The sequence below is a fragment of the Amycolatopsis sp. VS8301801F10 genome, from assembly GCF_046195355.1.
Taxonomy (GTDB): Bacteria; Actinomycetota; Actinomycetes; order Mycobacteriales; family Pseudonocardiaceae; genus Amycolatopsis.
The window spans coordinates 7,710,920-7,729,218 of record NZ_CP176065.1; the positions used below are offsets into that span (position 1 = coordinate 7,710,920).

Below are 18,299 nucleotides of genomic sequence, written 5' to 3' on the forward strand. Positions count from 1 at the left end.
GTGGGCAGCTGGTGTCCGTGCGGGGACTCCGCTTCGCTCAGGGTTCCCCGCACGGATTCCAGGCGGCGTCCAGGAACCGGACCAGATCGTCCACAGCGGACGGTCCGGAGGGCAGCACGAGCCGATCGGGCGCATGCGGGTCGAATCCGGGCGAAACAGGCCACGGTGGCGGCTCGGGTCCGAGAGCGGCGGCGAGGTCCGCACCGGCCAGTTCGGTCAAGTGGGCGGCGGAACCGAAACCGGCGGCGGCCACGCGGTGCCGCGGGATTCCCAGCCGGGCGCCGAGGTAGTCGAGCGCGCCGGCGAGGTCGGCTTCGAGATCGGACAGCGCGAGTGCGGCGAAGGCGGCGTCCGCTTTGTCCGGACCGAAAGTGTGGCCGCCGGTCTCGTAGTAGAACAGCGGCGCGACGGTGACGTATCCGCAGCTCGCGAGCGTGCGGCAGCAGCTTTCGACGGGTTCGTCGAGTCCGGCGGCGCCGTGCAGCACGAGCACCGCGCCGCGCACGCGGCCGGGCGGATGCCGCACCAGCAGCGGCGCGGACGTCCGCACCACCCGGCGGCGGCGGTTCGCGGGTCCGTGCCCGTGATAGTGGACTTCGGCAGCTTCGATGGTGCCTCCCACGTCTGGTCTCCCTCAGCTCTCCGGAACCGGCACCGGCGGCACGAACGGCCGCGGCGTCGCGGGCAGGGCGGTCACGTCCACCTCGATCACGAACGGCCCCTGCTGGGCCACCGCCTTCGCCAGCGCGTCGGCGAACTGACCCGGCTTCGACACCAGCGCGTGCGGCAGGTCCAGCGACTGCGCCATGCGCGCGAAGTCCGGTGTGTACAGATCGACGCCGGCGCGCTGCCCGCGGTGGTGGTCTTGCATGTTGCGCAGCACGCCGTAGCCGCCGTCGTTGAACACGACCAGCGCGAGCCACGGCCGTTCCTGCGCCAGCGTGCACAGTTCGCCCAGGTGCACGGCGAGACCGCCGTCGCCGACCATGACCACGGTGGGCGCGTCCGGTGTCGCGAGCGCGGCCCCGATGCCGGTGGCCAGGCCCTGGCCGATGCCGCCGCCGACCGGGAACACGTTGGTGCGCGGGTCGTGGATGTCCAGCAGCCGGTTTCCCCACTGGCTGGACGGGATGGTGACGTCGCGGGCGATCACGGATTCGACCGGGAGACCGTCGCGCAGCGCGGCGCAGATCTCCGCGTACGGGCCGATCGCCTCGTTCAGCTTGTCCCGCACCGCTTTCCGGGTCTCGACCACGCGGTCGCGCCAGCCAGCTTCGGTGCTGGATTCCACAGTGGACAGACTGGCGAGGACGGTTGCGGCGTCGCCTTGCACTCCGACAGTGGCCGGGTAGACGCGGCCCAGCGCGTCGGCGTCAACGTCGATCTGCAGGTGCCGTTCGGGCAGTTTCAGGTGGTAGTGCTTGGTTTCGTTGGAGCGGAAGTGCGTGCCGACCGAGACGAGCAGGTCGGCGTCGGCAAGCAGCTGGGCCGCCGACTCGTGGGCGGCGAAGTTCCCGACGACCAGTTCGTGGTTCTCCGGCACCGTGCCCCGGCCGGAGTTGCTGGTGAACACCGCCGCGCCGAGCCGTTCCGCGAGGGCGCGCACCTCGTCGCGGGCGCCGGTCGCTCCCCCGCCGAGCCAGAACACCGGACGGCGTGCGGCAGCAAGCAATTCGGCGGCTTGCGCGAGCATCGCGGGGTCGGGCGGCGGGATCGGCGTCGGTTCCAGCGAGCCGGGACGGAACTCGTGCCGCGAGTACTGCAGATCGATCGGCCATTCGACGCTTGCCGGACCGCTCGGCACCGACAGCGCGTGCCGGATCGCCACGCGCAACGTTTCCTCGGCGGTCTCCACCGACGTGATCGTGGCCGCGTGCTGGGAAATCGCGGTCAGCATGCCGATCTGGTCCCGCGTCTCGTGGATGACGCCGCGGCCGCTGCCGAGGAATTCGGAGTCGATCTGCCCGGTCACGTGCAGCACGCGGCTGCCCGCTGTGAGGGCCTCGACCAGCGCGCCGGCCGCGTTGCCCGCGCCGGTGCCGGTGCTGGTGATCGCGACGCCGAGGCCGCCGCTGGCCCGCGCGAACCCGTCGGCGGCGTTCACCGCGGCGGCCTCGTGCCGCACCGGCACGAACCGCAGGTGCTGCGAAACCGCTTCCACCAGCGGTAGGTTGTGCACACTCACCACGCCGAAGGCGGTGTCCACTCCGGCTTCGGACAGCAGGCGAACGAGCAGCTCGCCTCCGTGACCGTGATTCATGGGTCCGTCCCTTCTAGACGTAACGGGCAATGCCGCCGCCGACGTCGATCGTCGCGCCGGTCACGTAGGAGGCACGCGGCGAAAGCAGCGTGACGATGGGGAAAGCGACCTCTTCCGCGGTGCCGAGCCGTCCTAACGGGATTCCTCGGTCGGCGGCCAGCTCCGCCGACCAGTCCACAAAGGACAACTCGCTGCCGGAAGCCTCGTACCGGCGCCGCCACTGTCCGGTGTCGACCAGGCCGAGGCAGACCGAGTTGACTCGCACGCCGTCCTCGGCCAATTCGGTCGCCAACGTCGTGGAGAGATTGAGCAACGCTGCCCTCGCCGCCGAAGTGGCTGCCAACCGGGGTTCGGGCTGGCGGGCGAGGATCGCGTTCACGTTCACCACAGCCGGATTCGAAGCCGCGCGCAACCACGGCAGGGCGGCCCGGACGACGTGCAGCACCGAAAAGATCTTGAGGTGCAGTTCGTCGCGCCACTGGTCGTCGGTGGTCTCGGCGAGCCGCGCCATCAGCGAGCGGCCCGCGTTGTTGACGACCCCGGTCAGTCCGCCCAGCTCGCGGGCGGCGTCGGCGACGAACGTTTCCACCTGCTGCTGGTCGAGCACGTCGCAGGACGCGGTGTACAGCCGGGCTCCTTCGGCGCGGGGCAGATCGGCGAGGGCCTTCTCCAGCCGGACGCCGTCGCGGGCGCAGGCGGCGACGTGCGCGCCTTCGGCCAGCAGCGCGGCCGCGGTCGCGAGCCCGACGCCGGAGCTGGCCCCGGTCACGAGCACCGCCGCGCCCTTCAATCCCAAATCCACGGGTTTTCCCTTCAGCTGCAGACGAATCCGCCGTCGACCACGAGGGTCTGGCCGGTGATGTAGGAGGCCGCGTCGGAGAGCAGGAACGCCACCGAACCGACGACGTCCTCCGGCTGCTGCGGCCGGGTCAGCGCGCGGTTCAGCGCGTACAGCTCATGCCGTTCCCGCGGAATGCCCGCGGTGGCCTCGACCTCGGTCAGTCCGGGCGCGACCGCGTTGACGGTCACGCCGTCCGGGCCGCCGTCGCGCGCCATCGCCCGGGTCATCGCGATCACCGCGCCCTTGGACGCCACGTACTGGACCAGCCGCGGCGAGCCGTAGAGCGCGGCGTCCGACGCGAGATTCACGATGCGTCCGCCGGTCTGCGCGAGCTGCGGATACAGCGCGCGGGAGACGAGCCAGGGGCCGCGTGCGTTGACGGTCATCAACGTGTCCCACGCTTCGACGTCCAGCTCCGCGAAATGCTTGCCGCCCACACCGTCCGCCATGGCCGCGTTGTTCACCAAGCCGTGCAACGGGCCGAGCTTCGCGACCGCGTCCGCCAGGGCCGCGACAGATTCCGGATCCGCTACATCGGTGTCGATCCGATATGCCGCAACGCCTTCCGCGCGCAACCGGGCGACGCCGTCCGCCGCGCGGTCCGGAGACCGTTCGGCGACCACGACGCGACCGCCTTGCCTGCCGATCTCGCGGGCGATCGCCCAGCCGAGACCGCGACCCGCGCCGGTGACCACATACAGCCGGTCCTTCATCGCGCCACCACCGAGTCCACTTCGGACAGAAAGTCCAGCACCTCGGCGGAAAACCGGCGCGGCGACTCCTGATTCGCCGCGTGCCCGCCGGGCAGCACTTCCAGCCGCGCGCCCGGAATCGACGCGGCGAGCCGCCGGGCCTCGCCGACGCCGGTCACCTGGTCGTGCTCGCCGACAAGAACGAGCGTGGGGACGGAAATCCGCGACAACCGCGGACCGTGATCCGTCTCGGCCATCGATTCCGCGGCGGACGTGTACCCGGGCAGCCGGACGCCCGCCATGATGGCCTCAACCCGTTGCGCCACCGCAGGATCCGCGCCGGGGGCGAGCAGCCGAGGCGCGCGACGGCGAGCGAACTCGGCCGCACCCACCCGGTTCAGCTCGCTCGGCCGGGCCCGCATCACCGCGGCGCGCTCGGAGTCGATACCGGAACCGCGAGTCGAATCCGCCAGCACCAGCGACCGCACGACCTCCGGGTAGTCGAGCGCGACCCGCGTCGCGATCACGCCGCCCCACGACACGCCCACGAGATGCGCGGGCGCTGCGTCCAACGAGGTCAGCAGACGGCCGACGAGCGCCGCGTATCCGGCCATCCCCAGCGGCTTCTCCGGATCGGCCGAACCGCCGTAACCGGGTGCGTCCCAGGCGAGCACGCGGTGTTTCGGCGCCAGCCCAGCCAGCTGCGCGTCGAACGACGCACTCGAACCGCCGATGCCGTGCAGCAACAACACCGGACTGCCGTCCCCGGCGATCCGCACCCGCACACCGTCCACTGTGGAGATCACCGGAACACCGCCCTCGGTGCCGCCAACGCTTCCAGTGCGGAAAGCACCGCGTACGGCACGACCTGGCTCGACGTCGGCGTCTGCGGCGACGGCTGATTCCGGATCTCGAACCGGTACTCCCCCGCCGGACCGGCCGCGGTGATCACGTGCGAAGTCAACGGCGCGGCCGGATCGGCGATCACCGCCGCCTCCACGACGTCCCAATCCCGCACCGCCAACGCCACCGACGCGGCCACGTTCGCCGACTTCGGGAACGCCGCGGTGATCTCCCGCGCGGGCCCGCGCCGCAGCTCGACCGGCTCAGTCGCTTGTCGCAATTCCTCTGCTTCGGCAGGAGTCATCCACGGCTGCACCAGCGAAGACGCCTTCTTCGTCGTCTCGATGACCACCCGCTCGAACTGCCCGAGCAGCGCCGCCGAGCGCAGCAGGTCCAGCCCGCCGATCGCGCCGGTCGACAAATGGACCGCGCCCGGTCCGGCCGCGAGCAGCTTGTCCAGCAGCCCGTCCGCCGCCAGCGCGCCGACCGAAACCACCAGCAGATCGCACCCCGCCGACAGCACCTGCGGACCGGCGTCCGCCAGCGCCCGCTGCCCGGCCGCCTCGACCACCAGGTCCGAAGCGGACAGCAGCTCCGGCAACGCGCACATCGGCAGTCCCGCCGGGGAAAGCGCCGGATCGACGACCCCGGCCAGCTCCGCGCCCGGCAGCCGCCCGTCGCGCAGCGCTTCCGCGACGACGGAACCGATCGACCCCGCGCCCAGCACTCCTACCTTCACGACTGCCACCACGCCGAGTAGCCGGGATCCGGCACGCCGCGCATGTGCGAGCGGACGTCCTTCGACGGCGGGCCCGCGGTGCCCCACAAGTCGGACAGCTCCGGCGTGCGCCGCCACACCCGGCACAGCCACGCGTCCTCCTCGACCTGCGCGACCTCGGAGGTGTACTCGCAGACGAGCCCGGCCGGGTCGGCGAAGTAGCTGAACGTGTTGCTGCCCGGGCCGTGCCGGCCGGGGCCCCACAGCGGCGTGACGCCGTTGTGCTTGAGCCGTCCGATGCCGCGCATGAAGTGGTCGATCGAGTTCATCTCGTACGCGATGTGGTTCACCGACGCGAATTCGGCCTGGTTGAACGCGATCACGTGGTGGTCGGCGTTGCAGCGCAGGAACGCCATCTGGTGTTCGGACCAGTCGGAGATCCGCATGCCCAGCACCCGGGTGTAGAACTCGCAGGCCGCGTCGATGTCGACCGTGTTGAGCACGACGTGCGCCAGTTTCCGCGGCACCGCGGCGCGGCCGTCCGGATCGCCCGGGACGACCGCGTCGACCTCGGCGGACAGTTCCACCAGACGGCCTTCCGGGTCGGCGAAACGCAGGCCGTACCCGCCGCCGACCTGGTCGAGCTTGCCGGGTTCGGTGACGAGCGGAACGCCGTGCGCGGCCAGCCGGGCGGCGGCCGCGTCGACCTCGCGCGGGGTCGCGACGGCGAACGCGATCTTGCCGAGCGCGTTCTGGTCGGCCTGTTCGAGCTGGAGCACGTGGTGCTCGTCGCCGGAACCGCGCAGCCACACGGCGCCGCGGTCGGCTTCGACCTGCTGCAGCCCCCAGACTTCGCGGTAGAACTCGCCGGAATCGGCGCACTGCGTCGAACGCAGCGTCACCGCGCGCAGGGCGCGGAGCCGCGCGATGGGTTCGGCGGACATGAGGCCTCCTGGGGCTTCAGCGGGTGGGGGCGGGCACGGGCGCGGCCGGAGCCGGCGCGGCGGCGGGAGCGGCGAGCGCGGCGGCCTGGCGGCGGGCTTCCGACCGCAGCAGCCGGCGCATCCGGACGAGCGCGATGTCGTGCTGGTACAGGTTTTCCCGGTCCCACGCGTCGAGCGGCATCGCCTCGGCCATCTCGCGGTCCTGTTCCAGCACCGCCCAGTGCCGGGCCTCGAGCCGGTTGCGGTAGAGCACGCGCCAGCTGTCGCGTTCCCAACCGGAAACCTTGCGGCAGCGCCAGAAGAAGGCCGCGTGCTGGGTTTCGTTGATCGCGCACAGCGCCGCCACGATGGTGAACGCGCCGCCCGGACCGGCGGTGTCCGGGTACGGGATGTCGAGCGTGACCCACTGCGCGCCGGCGTCGGTGAGCTGCACCCAGTCGAAGTTCACGCCGCGCTGGTCGGTCTTCTCGAAGACGAACCCGTCGTCGATCGCGCGGATCTGGAAGACGGCTTCGCGCTTGCCGCCGAACATGGTGTGGCTGTTGCGGTGCAGGAACGCGCCGTGCATCGGGTCGAGCAGGTTGTCCAGGGAGTAGCCGTAGGGCGCGTCCCATTCGACGTAGCAGAGAAAGTTGTCCCATTCGCCGCCCGCGATTGGGTCCGGCACCTGCAACTGCTTCGGCTCGGCGGCCTCGTCCAAGCCGAACCAGGCGAACACGGCACCGGCGTGCTCCTCCGCCGGGAACGTCCGCAGCGCGCGACGGCCTTCCAGCGCGCACCCCGGGCTGCCGGGCACTGACACGACGACGCCGTCGCCGTCCACCTGCACGCCGTGGTAGTTGCAGGCGACCCGGTCGCCCATGTGCACGCCGAGCGAAAGCCGCGCGCCGCGGTGCGGACAGCGGTCTTCCTGAACGTGCACGACCCCGGCGGAGTCGCGCCAGAGCAGCAGTTGCTCCCCGGCCCGTTCGATGCGGGTCAGCTCGCCGCGGTTCACCGCGCTGGACGGGCACAGCGGGTACCAGCGGTCGCGCAACCCCAGCGCCAGCAGCTCTTCGGCGGTTTTGGTCGCCATCACGCCTCCCCGGCCAGCCGCGCTAGTTCGGCGGTGAAGGTCTCTTCGGTCCAGTCGGAGCCGTCGGCCGGGCGCAGGCCGCCCGCGTTGAGCGCGGAGACCACGCCGGGCAGGTCGTGCACGCCCCGGCCGTAGACGGCTTCCAGCTCGTCGGCCAGCGCGTTCTCGTAGCTCGTTGGCGGGGCGGTGCGGCTCTGCACCGGCCGCAGCTGCAGCGGCATCGGGCGTTCCCTTCGGTTCGTGGTGGTCGGGCCTCGTGAGTGGCAATGCCGGTTCTAACCGGGATTGCCACTCACGAGCCGTTAAGCAGCGAGCGCGGCTTGCCCGGCGGCGGTGAGCACCGCGGGCACCCGCAGCCCCGGTCCGCGCGGGGCGGCCGGTTCGGGGGCGAGCAGCCCGGCCAGCTGGTGCCCGAGCGTCGGGTCGCAGCAGGCGAGGCCGTCGACGTAAAGGTGCGGTTCGCGGCTGCACGTCATTTCCACGTGCCCCGCGGCGGCGGCGCGCAGCACGGCGAGCTGCCGGTGGGTGTGTCCGGCCATGGCCGGCTCCTCAGGATCGGTTCTTCTACAAATCGAGCACGAGTTCGGCGGACCGGCACCGCGACACGCAGAGCATCATGGTCTGAGAGGTCGCCTTCTCGTCGTCGTCGAGCACGAAATCGCGGTGGTCCGGTTCGCCGGAGAGCACCTTCGTTTCACAGGTTCCGCACACGCCCTCGCGGCACGAGGTCGGCACGGCGATCCCGGCGCGGCCGAGTGCGTCCACAATGGACTCATCGGCGGCCACCGAGACCCGGGTCTCGGAACCGGCGCACACGACGTCGAATCCCGTGCCCGGCTGGGCCGCCGGGGCTTCGGGGGCCCGGAAGCGTTCGACGCGCAGGGTCGCCGTTTCCGGCAAAGCCGCTTCGACCGCACGGATGAGCGGTTCGGGACCGCAGCAGTGCACGACCGTTCCCGGCGCGAGCCCGGCCAGCCTCGCGGCCAGCTCGGGCGGACCGCCGTGCTCGTCGTCGGCGTGCACTTCCAGCCGGTCCCCGGCGAGGCCGGAAAGCTCGTCCAGGAAAGCCATCCCGCCGCGCGACCGTCCACAGTAGAGCATGGACCACGGCGCGGAGCCGCAGGCGAGTTTCCGGGCCATCGCGAGGATCGGGGTCACGCCGATGCCGCCGGCGACGAGCAGGTGCTCCGGAGCGTCGTGCAGTTCGAAGGTGTTGCGCGGGCCCTCGACGGGAATCAAGCTCCCCGCCGTGAGCCGCTCGTGCACCCACGCGCTGCCGCCGCGCGAGGATTCCTCCCGCAGCACCGCGACCGTCCAGCTGTACCGGTCGGCCGGGTCGCCGCAGAGGGAGTACTCGCGCACCAGCCCGTTCGGCAGGTGCAGGGAAAGGTGCGCTCCCGGCTCCCAGCCGGGCAGCGGCTTTCCGTCCGGATCGCGCAGTTCCACCTGCGTGACCTTCTCGGCCAGCCACGTCGTCCGGTGCACCCGCAGCATCGTCGGCATCGCGGTCTCTTCTCAGCGGGTGACGCCGTGCATCGGCGAGGTGGGCGGGTAGGTCGGCAGCTGCGGCTTCTGCGCGCCGATGATGACGCAGAACAGCGCGTCGGTGTCGCCGGCGTTGCGCAGGCTGCGCGGCACCCCGGCGGGCACGCGGATCAGGTCGCGGTAGCCGAGCACGCGGGTGGCGGTCTTGGTGCCGTCCTCGACGTCGTGCACGGTCACCTCCAGCGTGCCCTCGAGGACGAAGAACGCCTCTTCCACGTCGTGGTGGGTGTGCTCCGGGCCGATCGCGCCGACCGGAAGCCGCATGTTGGAGAAGGTGAAGTGCTCCGAGGGCAGCTGGCGCGAGTCGCCCTCGTGGTTGCCGGTCGCGCCGGAGCCGATGTAGCGGATCTGCGCGCGGCGGAACTCGTCGCCCTTCGCGGCGGCCTGGAAGCCGAGGGTGTCCCAGTCCTCGTACCGCGTCTCGCGGGCCGCGATGCACGAGTCGATGAGCTCCTCGAGGTGCTGGTGCTTGCTTTCGGTGGTGGTCATCGCGGGGCAACTCCTCCGGTGGTCCTCGGCGGGCTCGCCGCCGAATGCCTTAGGTCTAAGAGACTTACTGATAAGGGTTGTACCCCGCGGCCTGTGATCCGCACAACCCCTCAGGCCTAAAATTCTTCGCCGGCGTTCTCGCGGCGGACCGGGCCTTGACGAAACCTTAGGTCTAAGGTTTCCTCGGTCGCACCCAGCTCGCCCGCGCCGAAAGGACGTCGCCATGCAGCCCTTCCCCGTCCCGCCCGACGAAATCCCGGTCGGCGGCGACTGGCAGCGCGGCGGCGGTCCCGCGGCCACGTGCGTGGATCCCGCCGACGGCTCGCCGGTCGCCTCGATCCACGCCGCCGACTCCGCCCAGGTCGACGCCGCCGCCCAGGCCGGCGCCGCGGCCGCCGCGGACCCCGTGTGGCGGGACCTGCTGCCGCACCAGCGCGCCCGCCTGCTGACCCGCGTCGCCGACGCGATCGAGGACCACGCCGAGCAACTCGCCCTGCTGCAAACCCGCAACACCGGTAAGGCCCTCGGCGAAACCCGGGCGCTGGTCGCGAGCGCAGCCGGCACCTTCCGTTACTACGCAGCCGCACTCGAAACCCTCGAAGGCGAACTCCCGCCGAGCCGCGGCGCGCACCTGACGATGAGCGTGCACGAACCGATCGGCGTCGTCGGCGCGATCACGCCGTGGAACTCGCCGATCGCCAGCGACGCCCAGAAAATCGCCCCCGCGCTGGCCGCCGGGAACGCCGTCCTGCTCAAACCGGCCGAAGCCACTCCCCTGGTTTCGCTGGCACTGGCCCGGCTCGCACACGACGCCGGCGTCCCGCCCGCACTGCTTTCTGTTCTGCCCGGCCCGGGTTCGATCGTCGGCGACGCCATCGCCCGCCACCCGCTGGTGGGCAAGCTCGCCTTCACCGGCGGCACCGCCACCGGACGCGTGCTGGGCCGGATCGCCGCGGACCGGATCATCCCGGTCACCATGGAACTGGGCGGCAAATCCCCGACGATCGTCTGCGAAGACGCGGACGTCGAGGAGACTGTCGCCGGAATCCTGTACGGAATCTTCTCGTCGACCGGTCAGAGCTGCATCGCCGGATCGAGGATTTTCTTGCCGCGCAAGCAGTACGACGCATGGGCTTCCCGCCTGATCGCCGCCGCTTCCGCCCTGCGCCTCGGCCCGGGCACCGATCCGGCCACCCAGGTCGGGCCGCTGGCCACGCTCGCACACCGCGACAAGGTGGCCGCGATGGTCGACCGCGCCCGCGAGGAAGGCGCGGTCGTCCGCTGCGGCGGGCAAATCCCTGCCGAGGAACGCTTGGCGCGCGGCGCGTACTACCTGCCGACCCTGCTGGACGGCCTCGCGCCGGACGCGAAAACCTGCCAGGAGGAAATCTTCGGCCCGGTCGGCGTCCTGCTGCCGTACGACGACGAGGAAGATCTGGTCGCCCAAGCGAACGCGACCGTCTACGGCCTGGCATGCGGCATCTGGACCGCCGACTACCGCCGCGCGCTCCGCCTGGCGCGCCGCATCGAGGCCGGGACGGTGTGGATCAACACGTACAAGCAGTTCAGCATCTCGACGCCGTTCAGCGGCACCAAGGAAAGCGGCCTCGGCACCGACAAGGGCCGCACCGCGATCCGCAGTTACCAGCGGCAGAAGAGCCTGTATCTGGGTCTGGCGGAGGAGCCGATCCCCTGGGCTACTCGCAGTAGGTGATGCCCTTCGTCATGCTGACGATACAGACTGTGGCGTGCGGGCGGAGCGGCGCGCCTTCCCGGCGTTGTCGCGCACCGCCTGCGATGAGGGCGACGATGACCGCCACGACGAGAGCAGCACCGGACACGACGGCCCAGACCCGACGACGGCCTGGAGCGGCGGCCCGGGCGGCGGCGCCCGCGGTGGCACCGGCCTTCGCGGCACCGACGGTCGCGAGGGAGCCGAACGCCGAGACGCCCAGGACCGTCGAGGCGACGATCGCACGGAGCGCGCCGTTGACGTCTGCGAGTTCGGCGGCGAGCAGGCGGCACCGCTCGCATTTGTCGAGGTGGTTCTCGACCTGGGCCCGCTCCCGCTTGGACAGCCCAGCTCGAGTCCACGCACCGAGCCGTTCGGCAGTTTCCAGACAGGCGCCAGCCTGGTTCTCCGACAAATGTACCTGCAGAAATGCCTGCCGGAGCCCCTCGCGGGCGCGGTAGGCGAGCGCCGAGACGCCGTTCGGGCTCAAGCCGAGCAGCGGCGCGACCTCGGCAGGGCTCCGTTGCTCGACCTCGGTGTGCCAGAGCACGGCCTGCCAGCGTTCGGGCAGCCGCGCGAACGCCTTCGCTGCCAGCATCCGGTCCAGCCCGGCGACCGCGGTGTCGGTGAACGGCACCGCCAGCGCCGGTGCGTCCTTGCCGATCGGTTCGGCCAAGTCTTCGGCGAGGTGGACGCCGCGATGCCCCCGGGTCACGTCGTAGGCGACGTGCCGCAGCGTCGTCAGCAGATACGGACGGAAAGCCGAGTCGGGCCCCTTGCCCGCGCGCAGGGAGTCGAGCAGCTTCGCGAACGCCTCGGCGACGAAATCATCGGCCTCGCTCTCCGACTTGGCGAGCTGACGAGCCAGGTTGCGGGCCGCCGCGCGATGCCGCTCGTAGAGACTGCCGTACGCGCCGATCTCTCCCGCGCGCACGGCGGCGATCAATTCGGCGTCACTCCGGTCGGCAGGCACGCAAACCTCCTGAGGTCGGGATGCCCGGAGGACCTGCCGGAACCGGGATCATGACGCGGTTCCGGGAAATTAATTCTCCGAAACCGCGTCACGTCCGGGTCCGGCCGCCGTCCCGTGAGCCCATGACAGCTTTTCCGGCCGACGAGCCCAGGGAATCGTGATGCCCGCCTACGCCTGGACCGTGCTCGCGGCGCTCGCACTCCTCAACCTGGTGCGGCTGGCGGTCTTCCGCCTCGCGCTGCACGCCCGTCGCGAGTGGAATATTCCCACCGATGACGTGGAACGCCTCATTCTCGCGTGCTATCCCCGCCGCCCGAAGAATGCTCCCCCGCGGAACGAGGAGGATTGACCGAAGGTCAGTCGCCGAATTCGGCCTGGTCCAACGACCTCTCCAAGCGCCCCAGCAATTTCGCGAGCTGCGCCCGTTCCGCCGCGGTCAACCCGGCCAGCATGCGGTTTTCGTTGGGGAAATGCTCGTGCACCACTTTGTCCGTCGCCGCGAGGCCTTCCTCGGTGAGGCCGATGAACACGACCCGCCGGTCGTCCTCGTCGCGTTCGCGGCGGACGAGACCGGCCTGGACCAGCTTGTCGACGCGTTGAGTGATGCCGCCGGTGGTGAGCAGGTTCGTGTCGGCGAGGTCGCCCGCCGTGCGCCGGTAAGGGGCGCCGCCCCGGCGGAGCGCGGCCAGGATCCCGAAGTCCGCCACCGTGATCCCGTGCCGGGCGAACACGCGCGTCAGCTGCCGCTGGTACCGGTCGAACGACCGGTGCAGCCGCCCGAACACCGCGAGCGGCGAGGTGTCGACCTCCGGCACCTCGGCGCGCCACTGCGCGAGCATCTCGTCGACCTCGTCCGGCTCGGTACGCTTCGGCATCCGGCACCCCCGTGAATAACTTTGCGCTAAGAATAGCACCGCTAAGGCTTCTGAAACCGCAGTGCACGGGGACGGCCGCGGTTAGGGTGGCCCGATGGCGGTCAAGCGGATGGACAACGTCCTCATCGTCGTCGAGGATCTCGACGCGGTCATCGCGTTCTTCGTGGAACTGGGGCTGGAGCTGGAAGGCAAGGGCCCGCTCGACTGGCCCGGCGCGGAACGGGTGGTCGGCCTGAAGGACATCCGGCAGGACGTCGCCATGCTGCGCGTCCCCGACGGCCCCGGCCGCGTCGAACTGGCGAAATTCCACCAGCCGAAGGCGCTCGCCCCTCAACCGTGGAACGCCCCGGCGAACACGCTCGGCCTCCGCCGGATGATGTTCGCGGTCGACGACCTCGAAGACACCCTCTCCCGGCTGCGCGCCCAGGGTGCCGAACTGGTGGACGAGGTGGTGCGGTTCGAGGACGTCTATCTGCTTTGTTACGTCCGGGGGCCGGAGAACATCGTGGTCGGGCTCGCCCAAGAACTGGGCTGAAGCCCGCGGAAGCGGTGCCGCGCTCGACGGCACCGCTTCCGAACCGAGCCACGATCTCGCGACCTCCGCTTAACCGCTCAGCACCGCCCGCACCTCCTCGGCTCGGCTGTTGCGCGCGAAGTCCGACCAAGCCGCGGTGTCCTGCCCCAGATCGGGGCGAGGACCGTAGAACACGCTCTTCGCCGCCTGGTCACCAGCCAGGTGGTACTGCAGCCAAGCAGTGATCGCGCCGATCAGCCGGTACCGCGTGTCGCCTTGCAGGAAATGCGTGGCCCCGCGCAGCTGTCCGTAAACGGCCGGCACCTGGTCGCACGCGGCGAACCGCGCGCGGACATACGGCGCCGGGACGATCACGTCCGCCTGTCCGGACACGAAGAACGCCGGGCCGTGCAACGCGCTCACCGTGCCCTGCGGGCCCGGCATGATCGGGATTGTCGTTTTGACCAGCGGGTCGGCACCGGCCGCGAGGGCTCCGCCGCCGCCCTGGGAGTGGCCTGCGGCGGCGATCTGCCCGGTGTCGATCCGGCCGTGGAAAACGCTGCCCTGGCGGGCGTTTTCGGCGATCAGGTACCTCGCCCCGTCGAGCATCTCCTCACCGGAGCCGGATTGCCCGGTGTTCGCCGCGGCGACGACGTAACCCCAGCCGGCGAGATGGGTGAACAGGGCTTCGTACTGGTCGACGGTGGCCCCGGTTCCGTTGCCCCAGATCAGCACCGGATGCCGGACGGCGCTGGAGGCGAGGTCCGCGGGGTGATAGAGGGTGTGCGCGCCGTCGCCGGCGGCCTTCGCAGGCTGGTGCGGCCCGTTCTTTTCGTAGTCGCGCGCGGTGCCGGACGGAGCCGCCGCGGCCGCTTCCGGTGCCAGCGCGCTGGCGACCGCCGCCGTGATCGCCGCCGCCAGGAGAGATCTCCGGCTGAACGAACACATGTCAGGCTCCGGGATCAGTGGTAGAAGTGGATGTAGCGGAACGACGAGGCGCTGACGTCGTGGACGAGATAGTGCCCGTCGCCGGTCCAGTTGTAGTCCTCGACGGTCACGGTCCCGTTGTGCACACTGTCGACGATCGCGACGTGCCCGTACGTGCCGTTGTCGGTCTGGGCGATCGAGCCCTCCGTCGGGGTGTTGTCGACGCGGTAGCCGTGGTTGCGGGCGTTGTCGTCCCAGTACTTCGCGTCGCCGTAGTTGTTCGCGCTTTCGCCGTGGCGGGCGATGTTGAAGGCCGCCCACGAGACGCACTCGCGGTTGTACATGTTCCAGTCGTCCACAACGGAGTCCTGCGGGACGTCCCGCCACTTCGAGGGGTAGATGTCGCCGATGGTGCCCGCCGCCGACGAGGCCGGGACGGTTCCGTAGTGCGCGGCCATCGAGGTCGGCTGGGCGGTGGTCGCGTGCGCGGTGCCGGTTCCGGTGACGGCGAAGGCGGCCGCGGCGGCGAGGGCGAGAACGGTGCGGGAGGGTCGGCGCATGGGGAGGGCCTTCCTGTTCGGGGAGTGAGTGCGCAGTGACGGTAAGTCGCCGATGAAGTCCCGACCAGACCTTTGTGGACGACTGGTCCGTCGCGGCTCGTCTTCCCTGGTCGGACGCGGGGTGTTCACAGAATTGGCGCTGCCGTCGCTTCTCCCCAGTGCCATCCGGTGCCGTAGATGCCGGGACGGACGTCGCGCAGCGCCAAGGTCGTCGTGTGCGCGGCGCCGGCGGACAGCGGCCTGCCCGGATGTTCGGGACCGCCGAGGCCGCGCTGTTCGAAGGACCGGACCCGGCTCGGCACCCGCGGGCCGAAGCTCACCTGGCAGACGTATTCCGCGACGGGACGGGTGAACCGGCGGTGGTAGTGGTCGATCGGCGGGCCGGGCGGGAACCGGACCTCGTACTCCACGACCGTCACCTCGCCCAGCTCCAGGGCGTGTTCCAGCCGCAGTTCGCCCGCGAACATGCCGGTTTCCCGGTCGACGCAGACCCGGGCGGCCCGCGCCGCGCGCACGTAGCGGTAGACCGGGTCGGCGGTCAGGAACGAGTCGGCCTGGTAGTAGGTCATCAGCCGGTCCACGCCGTCGACGGCGGCCTCGGCGACCATCCGGACCTGCAGCGCGCGCTCGCTGCCGTTCTCGTCGAGCACGATGTGGTCGTGGATCGACCAGAACGACAGCTGCCCGTCCGGCGGCGGTTTCAGCTCGGCCGAGAACGCGCGCAGCTGCGGCCACAACCGGCGGCGTTCGATCCGGCAGGCGGGTTCGCCGAGCCACCGCCCGCGCGGTGCTTTGGGGCCGAGGCGCGACGTCAGCGTCCCGGGTTCGAGGCTCAGCACCGCCTCCAGCTGCGCGACGGCGGCGATCGACGTCTCGCGTTCCGGTTGCGACCGGCCGCGCCGCCAGTAGGACAGCGCCGAGCGCGAAAGCCGCACCCCGCGCGCGGCGAGGTGATGCTGGAGCCGGTCGAGCGACAGCCCGGATTCCTCGATCGCGGTGTCCAGCGTGACCGCGAACGAGCCCGCGGAAGGCCGAGTCACGGTTCCAGGATGATCTCCCGAGCGGGTATTCCGGAACCCACGAAAGTCCGCATTTCCCCAGCCCGCCCCACCGGTGCCTCAAGCTTTCCGGGAGGTCAACAGCAGCAGGCAGCCAATGGCGACCGCCGTCACCAAGCCGGCGACCAGCAGTTTCGGGTCAAGGCTGGTGGTCGTGCTCGCCTGGGCGACCGGCGGTGCCGCGACCGCCGGCTGGCTCGGCGCGACCGGACTGGCCACTGTGGACGACGATGACGGCGGCGCGGAGGCCACCGGCGGCGCCACCGCGGCCGTACGGCTCGGAGCGGCCGCGGGCCGGGACACAGGTGCGGCAGCGGACGAACGCGTTACCGGCGGTGGCGGCGGCGCGGCGGGCGCGGGTTGGACGATGACTTGTGCCCGCATGTCCGGATGCACGGAGCAGTAATAGGAATAGGTACCTGGAGTCCGGAACGTGTAATTCCAGCTCTGCCCCTGCGAAAGCTGCGGGCTGCGGAACGCGACCGGCGCGCTCGTGGTGACCACGTCGTGCGGCGCGGTGTCGTGCTGGATCCAGGTGACGGTGTCGCCGACGCGCACGGTGAGCGACGCGGGCGCATAAGCGTAATCCTGCATCATCACCGTCTGCGAAGCCGCGGCTGCAGGTGGCGTAACGGGCGCGGCGAGCGTGCACAGGACCGCGACGGCCAAGAGAGCGAAAAACCGTTTCACCGCACGAACTCCCCGGCGAATTCGAGGTGGATCGGCCGTCGCGCGAGAAGCCGCACGATCCGGCTGACTGTCCGAAGAGGACGGCGAGGCGGCGGCAACGTCCCGCGTAGCCAAAGGATGACGCGCCCTTCCCCGGCTGCGCGAAGTTCGCCGCCGAGGACGAGATCGCGGGTCGAATCGCCGAAGTCCAGCCGTCCGGCGAATTCGGCCGACGGCTGTTCGGCGCTCTCCTCTCCGGTGAACCACACCGTGCCCAGTTCCCGGGTGACCATCGCGGACAGCAAAGGCACGCGGGTCCGGAACGAGCCGCCGTCGATTTCGGCGGTGAGAGAGCCGGGCACGAATTCGGCTCGGCGTACCGTCAATCGGCCGCGCAGCAAGGGAATTCCGAGCAGCCGCAGCGTCAGCTCCAGCACGCGCCGGTCGGGCCGGAGCCGGTGGACGCCGGGCTCCGCGTCGAGGCTGCCCGCTGCGGGCAGGAACCGGGTGTCAGTGGGCACGAAAGCCTCCGGGGTCGAGGGTGGTCCGGGGCGAGCACGGCGCCCGCCCCGGACCGGCGGTCAGCAGGACGCCTGGTTCAGCAGCGGCGTCAGGACGTTCTCCAGCCAGACGGTGTGCGTTTTGATGTACTGGTCCAGATTCAGCAGATCGGTGACCTGCTGCCCGGGCGACTCCTCGAGATGCGCGGATTTGATGTGCGCGATGATCGGCGCGAGCGTGTCGATGACGACCTTGTCGGCTGAACCGTCGAGCACCGGCTTGAGCACGCTTTCCAGCCACACGGTGTGCGTCTTGATGTACTGGTCCAGATTCAGCAGATCAGTCACCTGCTGCCCCGGCGACTCCTCCAGGTGCGCGGCCTTGACGTGGTCGAGAATCGGCTGCAGAACCGCCTTGGGCACGCAGGTTCCCGGCGGAGCGTCGGTGGGCATCGGCATCGAATGCGTCGGGCTGGACGGCGCGGTCGGGGTCGAGGACGACGACGGCGGCGCGGTCGGCGAAGACGGCGGTGCCGCGCCCTGCACGGTCACGGTCGCCTTCATGTCGGGGTGGATCGAGCAGTAGTAGGAGTAAGTGCCCGCCTTGGCGAAGGTGTGGGAGAAGGTGCCGCCGGTCTGCAGAGTCGGCGAGGTGAACTTCTCCGGCCCGTCGGTGACGACGACGTTGTGCGGCGCGGTGTCGTGGTTGGTCCACGTCACCGTGTCGCCCGCGGCGATCGTCAGGCTGGCCGGCGAGAACTTGTATCCGCGCATGTCGACCGATTTGGCCGAGCCGGCCGCGGCGGGAGCCGCCGCCGCACCGCCCTGCTGCTGCGCGAGTCCTTGGTACAGCGGAACGGCGAGCGGGCTCTGCTTCGCCAGCGCGGCGAGATCGACCTGGGCCGTGCTCGGCGCGGCGGCCGGAGCCGGCTGCTGCCCCGTGCGCAACGTCGTCAGGCTGACCAGGGCGAACGCCAGCGCGACGACCGCGACCGCGATCGGCCACCGGCGCCGGCGACCCGCCGCGGGCGGGGCGTCCGGCCGCGTTCCGGGAGCGGCGGGGGTGGGTTCCGGGTTGTCCATC

22 protein-coding genes and 1 pseudogene are annotated in these 18,299 nt (G+C 70.9%); 3 read left to right on the top strand and 20 right to left on the bottom strand.

Annotated features, from left to right (window positions below; all coding sequences use genetic code 11):
- Positions 1–37 precede the first annotated feature (37 nt).
- The 12 genes from F9C11_RS35315 to F9C11_RS35370 all read right to left on the bottom strand — a co-directional run bounded on the left by F9C11_RS35315 (position 38) and on the right by F9C11_RS35370 (position 9,407).
- A complete protein-coding gene (locus tag F9C11_RS35315; protein ID WP_409181702.1) occupies positions 38–622 on the bottom strand; it encodes a dienelactone hydrolase family protein in 585 nt (194 codons plus the stop codon).
- Positions 623–634: 12 nt separating this feature from the next.
- Positions 635–2,260 carry a thiamine pyrophosphate-binding protein gene (locus tag F9C11_RS35320; RefSeq protein WP_409181703.1) on the bottom strand — a complete coding sequence of 542 codons (1,626 nt, stop codon included), beginning with the start codon at positions 2,258–2,260 and terminating at the stop codon, positions 635–637.
- A gap of 13 nt (positions 2,261–2,273) precedes the next feature.
- Positions 2,274–3,062, bottom strand: a complete 789-nt coding sequence (locus F9C11_RS35325; RefSeq protein WP_409181704.1) for an SDR family oxidoreductase — start codon at positions 3,060–3,062, stop codon at positions 2,274–2,276.
- 11 nt (positions 3,063–3,073) lie between these two features.
- A complete protein-coding gene (locus F9C11_RS35330; protein ID WP_409181705.1) occupies positions 3,074–3,814 on the bottom strand; it encodes a 3-oxoacyl-ACP reductase family protein in 741 nt (246 codons plus the stop codon).
- Positions 3,811–4,599, bottom strand: a complete 789-nt coding sequence (locus F9C11_RS35335; RefSeq protein ID WP_409181706.1) for an alpha/beta fold hydrolase — start codon at positions 4,597–4,599, stop codon at positions 3,811–3,813. Before F9C11_RS35335 ends, F9C11_RS35330 begins: the two co-directional genes overlap by 4 nt.
- Positions 4,596–5,375, bottom strand: coding sequence for an aspartate dehydrogenase domain-containing protein (locus F9C11_RS35340; RefSeq protein WP_409181707.1), 780 nt, complete (start codon positions 5,373–5,375; stop codon positions 4,596–4,598). Before F9C11_RS35340 ends, F9C11_RS35335 begins: the two co-directional genes overlap by 4 nt.
- On the bottom strand, positions 5,372–6,298 hold the full coding sequence (locus tag F9C11_RS35345) for a VOC family protein (protein ID WP_409181708.1): 927 nt from the start codon (positions 6,296–6,298) through the stop codon (positions 5,372–5,374). The genes F9C11_RS35340 and F9C11_RS35345 overlap by 4 nt, the downstream gene beginning before the upstream one ends.
- Positions 6,299–6,314: 16 nt before the next feature.
- Entirely contained in the window at positions 6,315–7,373 is a 1,059-nt protein-coding gene (locus tag F9C11_RS35350) for a Rieske 2Fe-2S domain-containing protein (RefSeq protein WP_409181709.1), read from the bottom strand.
- Positions 7,373–7,594 carry a recombinase-like helix-turn-helix domain-containing protein gene (locus F9C11_RS35355; protein ID WP_037814792.1) on the bottom strand — a complete coding sequence of 74 codons (222 nt, stop codon included), beginning with the start codon at positions 7,592–7,594 and terminating at the stop codon, positions 7,373–7,375. The genes F9C11_RS35350 and F9C11_RS35355 overlap by 1 nt, the downstream gene beginning before the upstream one ends.
- Before the next feature lie 81 nt (positions 7,595–7,675).
- Positions 7,676–7,912, bottom strand: coding sequence for a hypothetical protein (locus tag F9C11_RS35360; protein ID WP_409181710.1), 237 nt, complete (start codon positions 7,910–7,912; stop codon positions 7,676–7,678).
- Positions 7,913–7,937: 25 nt separating this feature from the next.
- Positions 7,938–8,876 (bottom strand): PDR/VanB family oxidoreductase, encoded by a 939-nt coding sequence (locus F9C11_RS35365; protein WP_409181711.1) that lies wholly within the window; start codon positions 8,874–8,876, stop codon positions 7,938–7,940.
- 12 nt (positions 8,877–8,888) lie between these two features.
- Positions 8,889–9,407, bottom strand: coding sequence for a cupin domain-containing protein (locus tag F9C11_RS35370; RefSeq protein WP_037360475.1), 519 nt, complete (start codon positions 9,405–9,407; stop codon positions 8,889–8,891).
- Between the two features lie 223 nt (positions 9,408–9,630).
- Between F9C11_RS35370 and F9C11_RS35375 the strand changes: the two genes are divergently transcribed.
- Positions 9,631–11,121, top strand: a complete 1,491-nt coding sequence (locus tag F9C11_RS35375; protein WP_409181712.1) for an aldehyde dehydrogenase family protein — start codon at positions 9,631–9,633, stop codon at positions 11,119–11,121.
- A 31-nt stretch (positions 11,122–11,152) separates the two neighbouring features.
- On the opposite strand, the pseudogene F9C11_RS35380 reads toward F9C11_RS35375, so the two are convergent.
- Positions 11,153–12,112 (bottom strand): annotated as a pseudogene (locus F9C11_RS35380) (sigma-70 family RNA polymerase sigma factor); the annotation flags it as partial.
- A 160-nt stretch (positions 12,113–12,272) separates the two neighbouring features.
- Here F9C11_RS35380 and F9C11_RS35385 point away from each other — a divergent pair.
- Positions 12,273–12,461 carry a hypothetical protein gene (locus F9C11_RS35385; RefSeq protein ID WP_409181713.1) on the top strand — a complete coding sequence of 63 codons (189 nt, stop codon included), beginning with the start codon at positions 12,273–12,275 and terminating at the stop codon, positions 12,459–12,461.
- A 7-nt stretch (positions 12,462–12,468) separates the two neighbouring features.
- Here the strand turns inward: F9C11_RS35385 and F9C11_RS35390 are convergent, their stop codons facing one another.
- Positions 12,469–12,987 carry a MarR family winged helix-turn-helix transcriptional regulator gene (locus tag F9C11_RS35390; RefSeq protein ID WP_409181714.1) on the bottom strand — a complete coding sequence of 173 codons (519 nt, stop codon included), beginning with the start codon at positions 12,985–12,987 and terminating at the stop codon, positions 12,469–12,471.
- Between the two features lie 94 nt (positions 12,988–13,081).
- Between F9C11_RS35390 and F9C11_RS35395 the strand changes: the two genes are divergently transcribed.
- On the top strand, positions 13,082–13,522 hold the full coding sequence (locus F9C11_RS35395) for a VOC family protein (protein WP_409181715.1): 441 nt from the start codon (positions 13,082–13,084) through the stop codon (positions 13,520–13,522).
- 69 nt (positions 13,523–13,591) lie between these two features.
- Here the strand turns inward: F9C11_RS35395 and F9C11_RS35400 are convergent, their stop codons facing one another.
- The 6 genes from F9C11_RS35400 to F9C11_RS35425 form a co-directional block, all read right to left on the bottom strand.
- Positions 13,592–14,449, bottom strand: coding sequence for an acetylxylan esterase (locus F9C11_RS35400; RefSeq protein ID WP_409181716.1), 858 nt, complete (start codon positions 14,447–14,449; stop codon positions 13,592–13,594).
- A 14-nt stretch (positions 14,450–14,463) separates the two neighbouring features.
- Positions 14,464–14,988, bottom strand: a complete 525-nt coding sequence (locus F9C11_RS35405) for a CHAP domain-containing protein (RefSeq protein WP_409181717.1) — start codon at positions 14,986–14,988, stop codon at positions 14,464–14,466.
- Between the two features lie 125 nt (positions 14,989–15,113).
- Positions 15,114–16,028: an XRE family transcriptional regulator gene (locus F9C11_RS35410; protein WP_409181718.1), complete on the bottom strand. Its 915-nt coding sequence runs from the start codon at positions 16,026–16,028 to the stop codon at positions 15,114–15,116.
- Positions 16,029–16,106: 78 nt separating this feature from the next.
- Complete coding sequence (locus F9C11_RS35415) at positions 16,107–16,736, bottom strand: cupredoxin family copper-binding protein (protein ID WP_409181719.1); 630 nt, start codon at positions 16,734–16,736, stop codon at positions 16,107–16,109.
- Positions 16,733–17,236 carry a hypothetical protein gene (locus tag F9C11_RS35420; protein WP_409181720.1) on the bottom strand — a complete coding sequence of 168 codons (504 nt, stop codon included), beginning with the start codon at positions 17,234–17,236 and terminating at the stop codon, positions 16,733–16,735. Before F9C11_RS35420 ends, F9C11_RS35415 begins: the two co-directional genes overlap by 4 nt.
- A 60-nt stretch (positions 17,237–17,296) precedes the next feature.
- A complete protein-coding gene (locus tag F9C11_RS35425) occupies positions 17,297–18,298 on the bottom strand; it encodes a plastocyanin/azurin family copper-binding protein (protein WP_409181721.1) in 1,002 nt (333 codons plus the stop codon).
- Position 18,299: the final 1 nt, after the last annotated feature.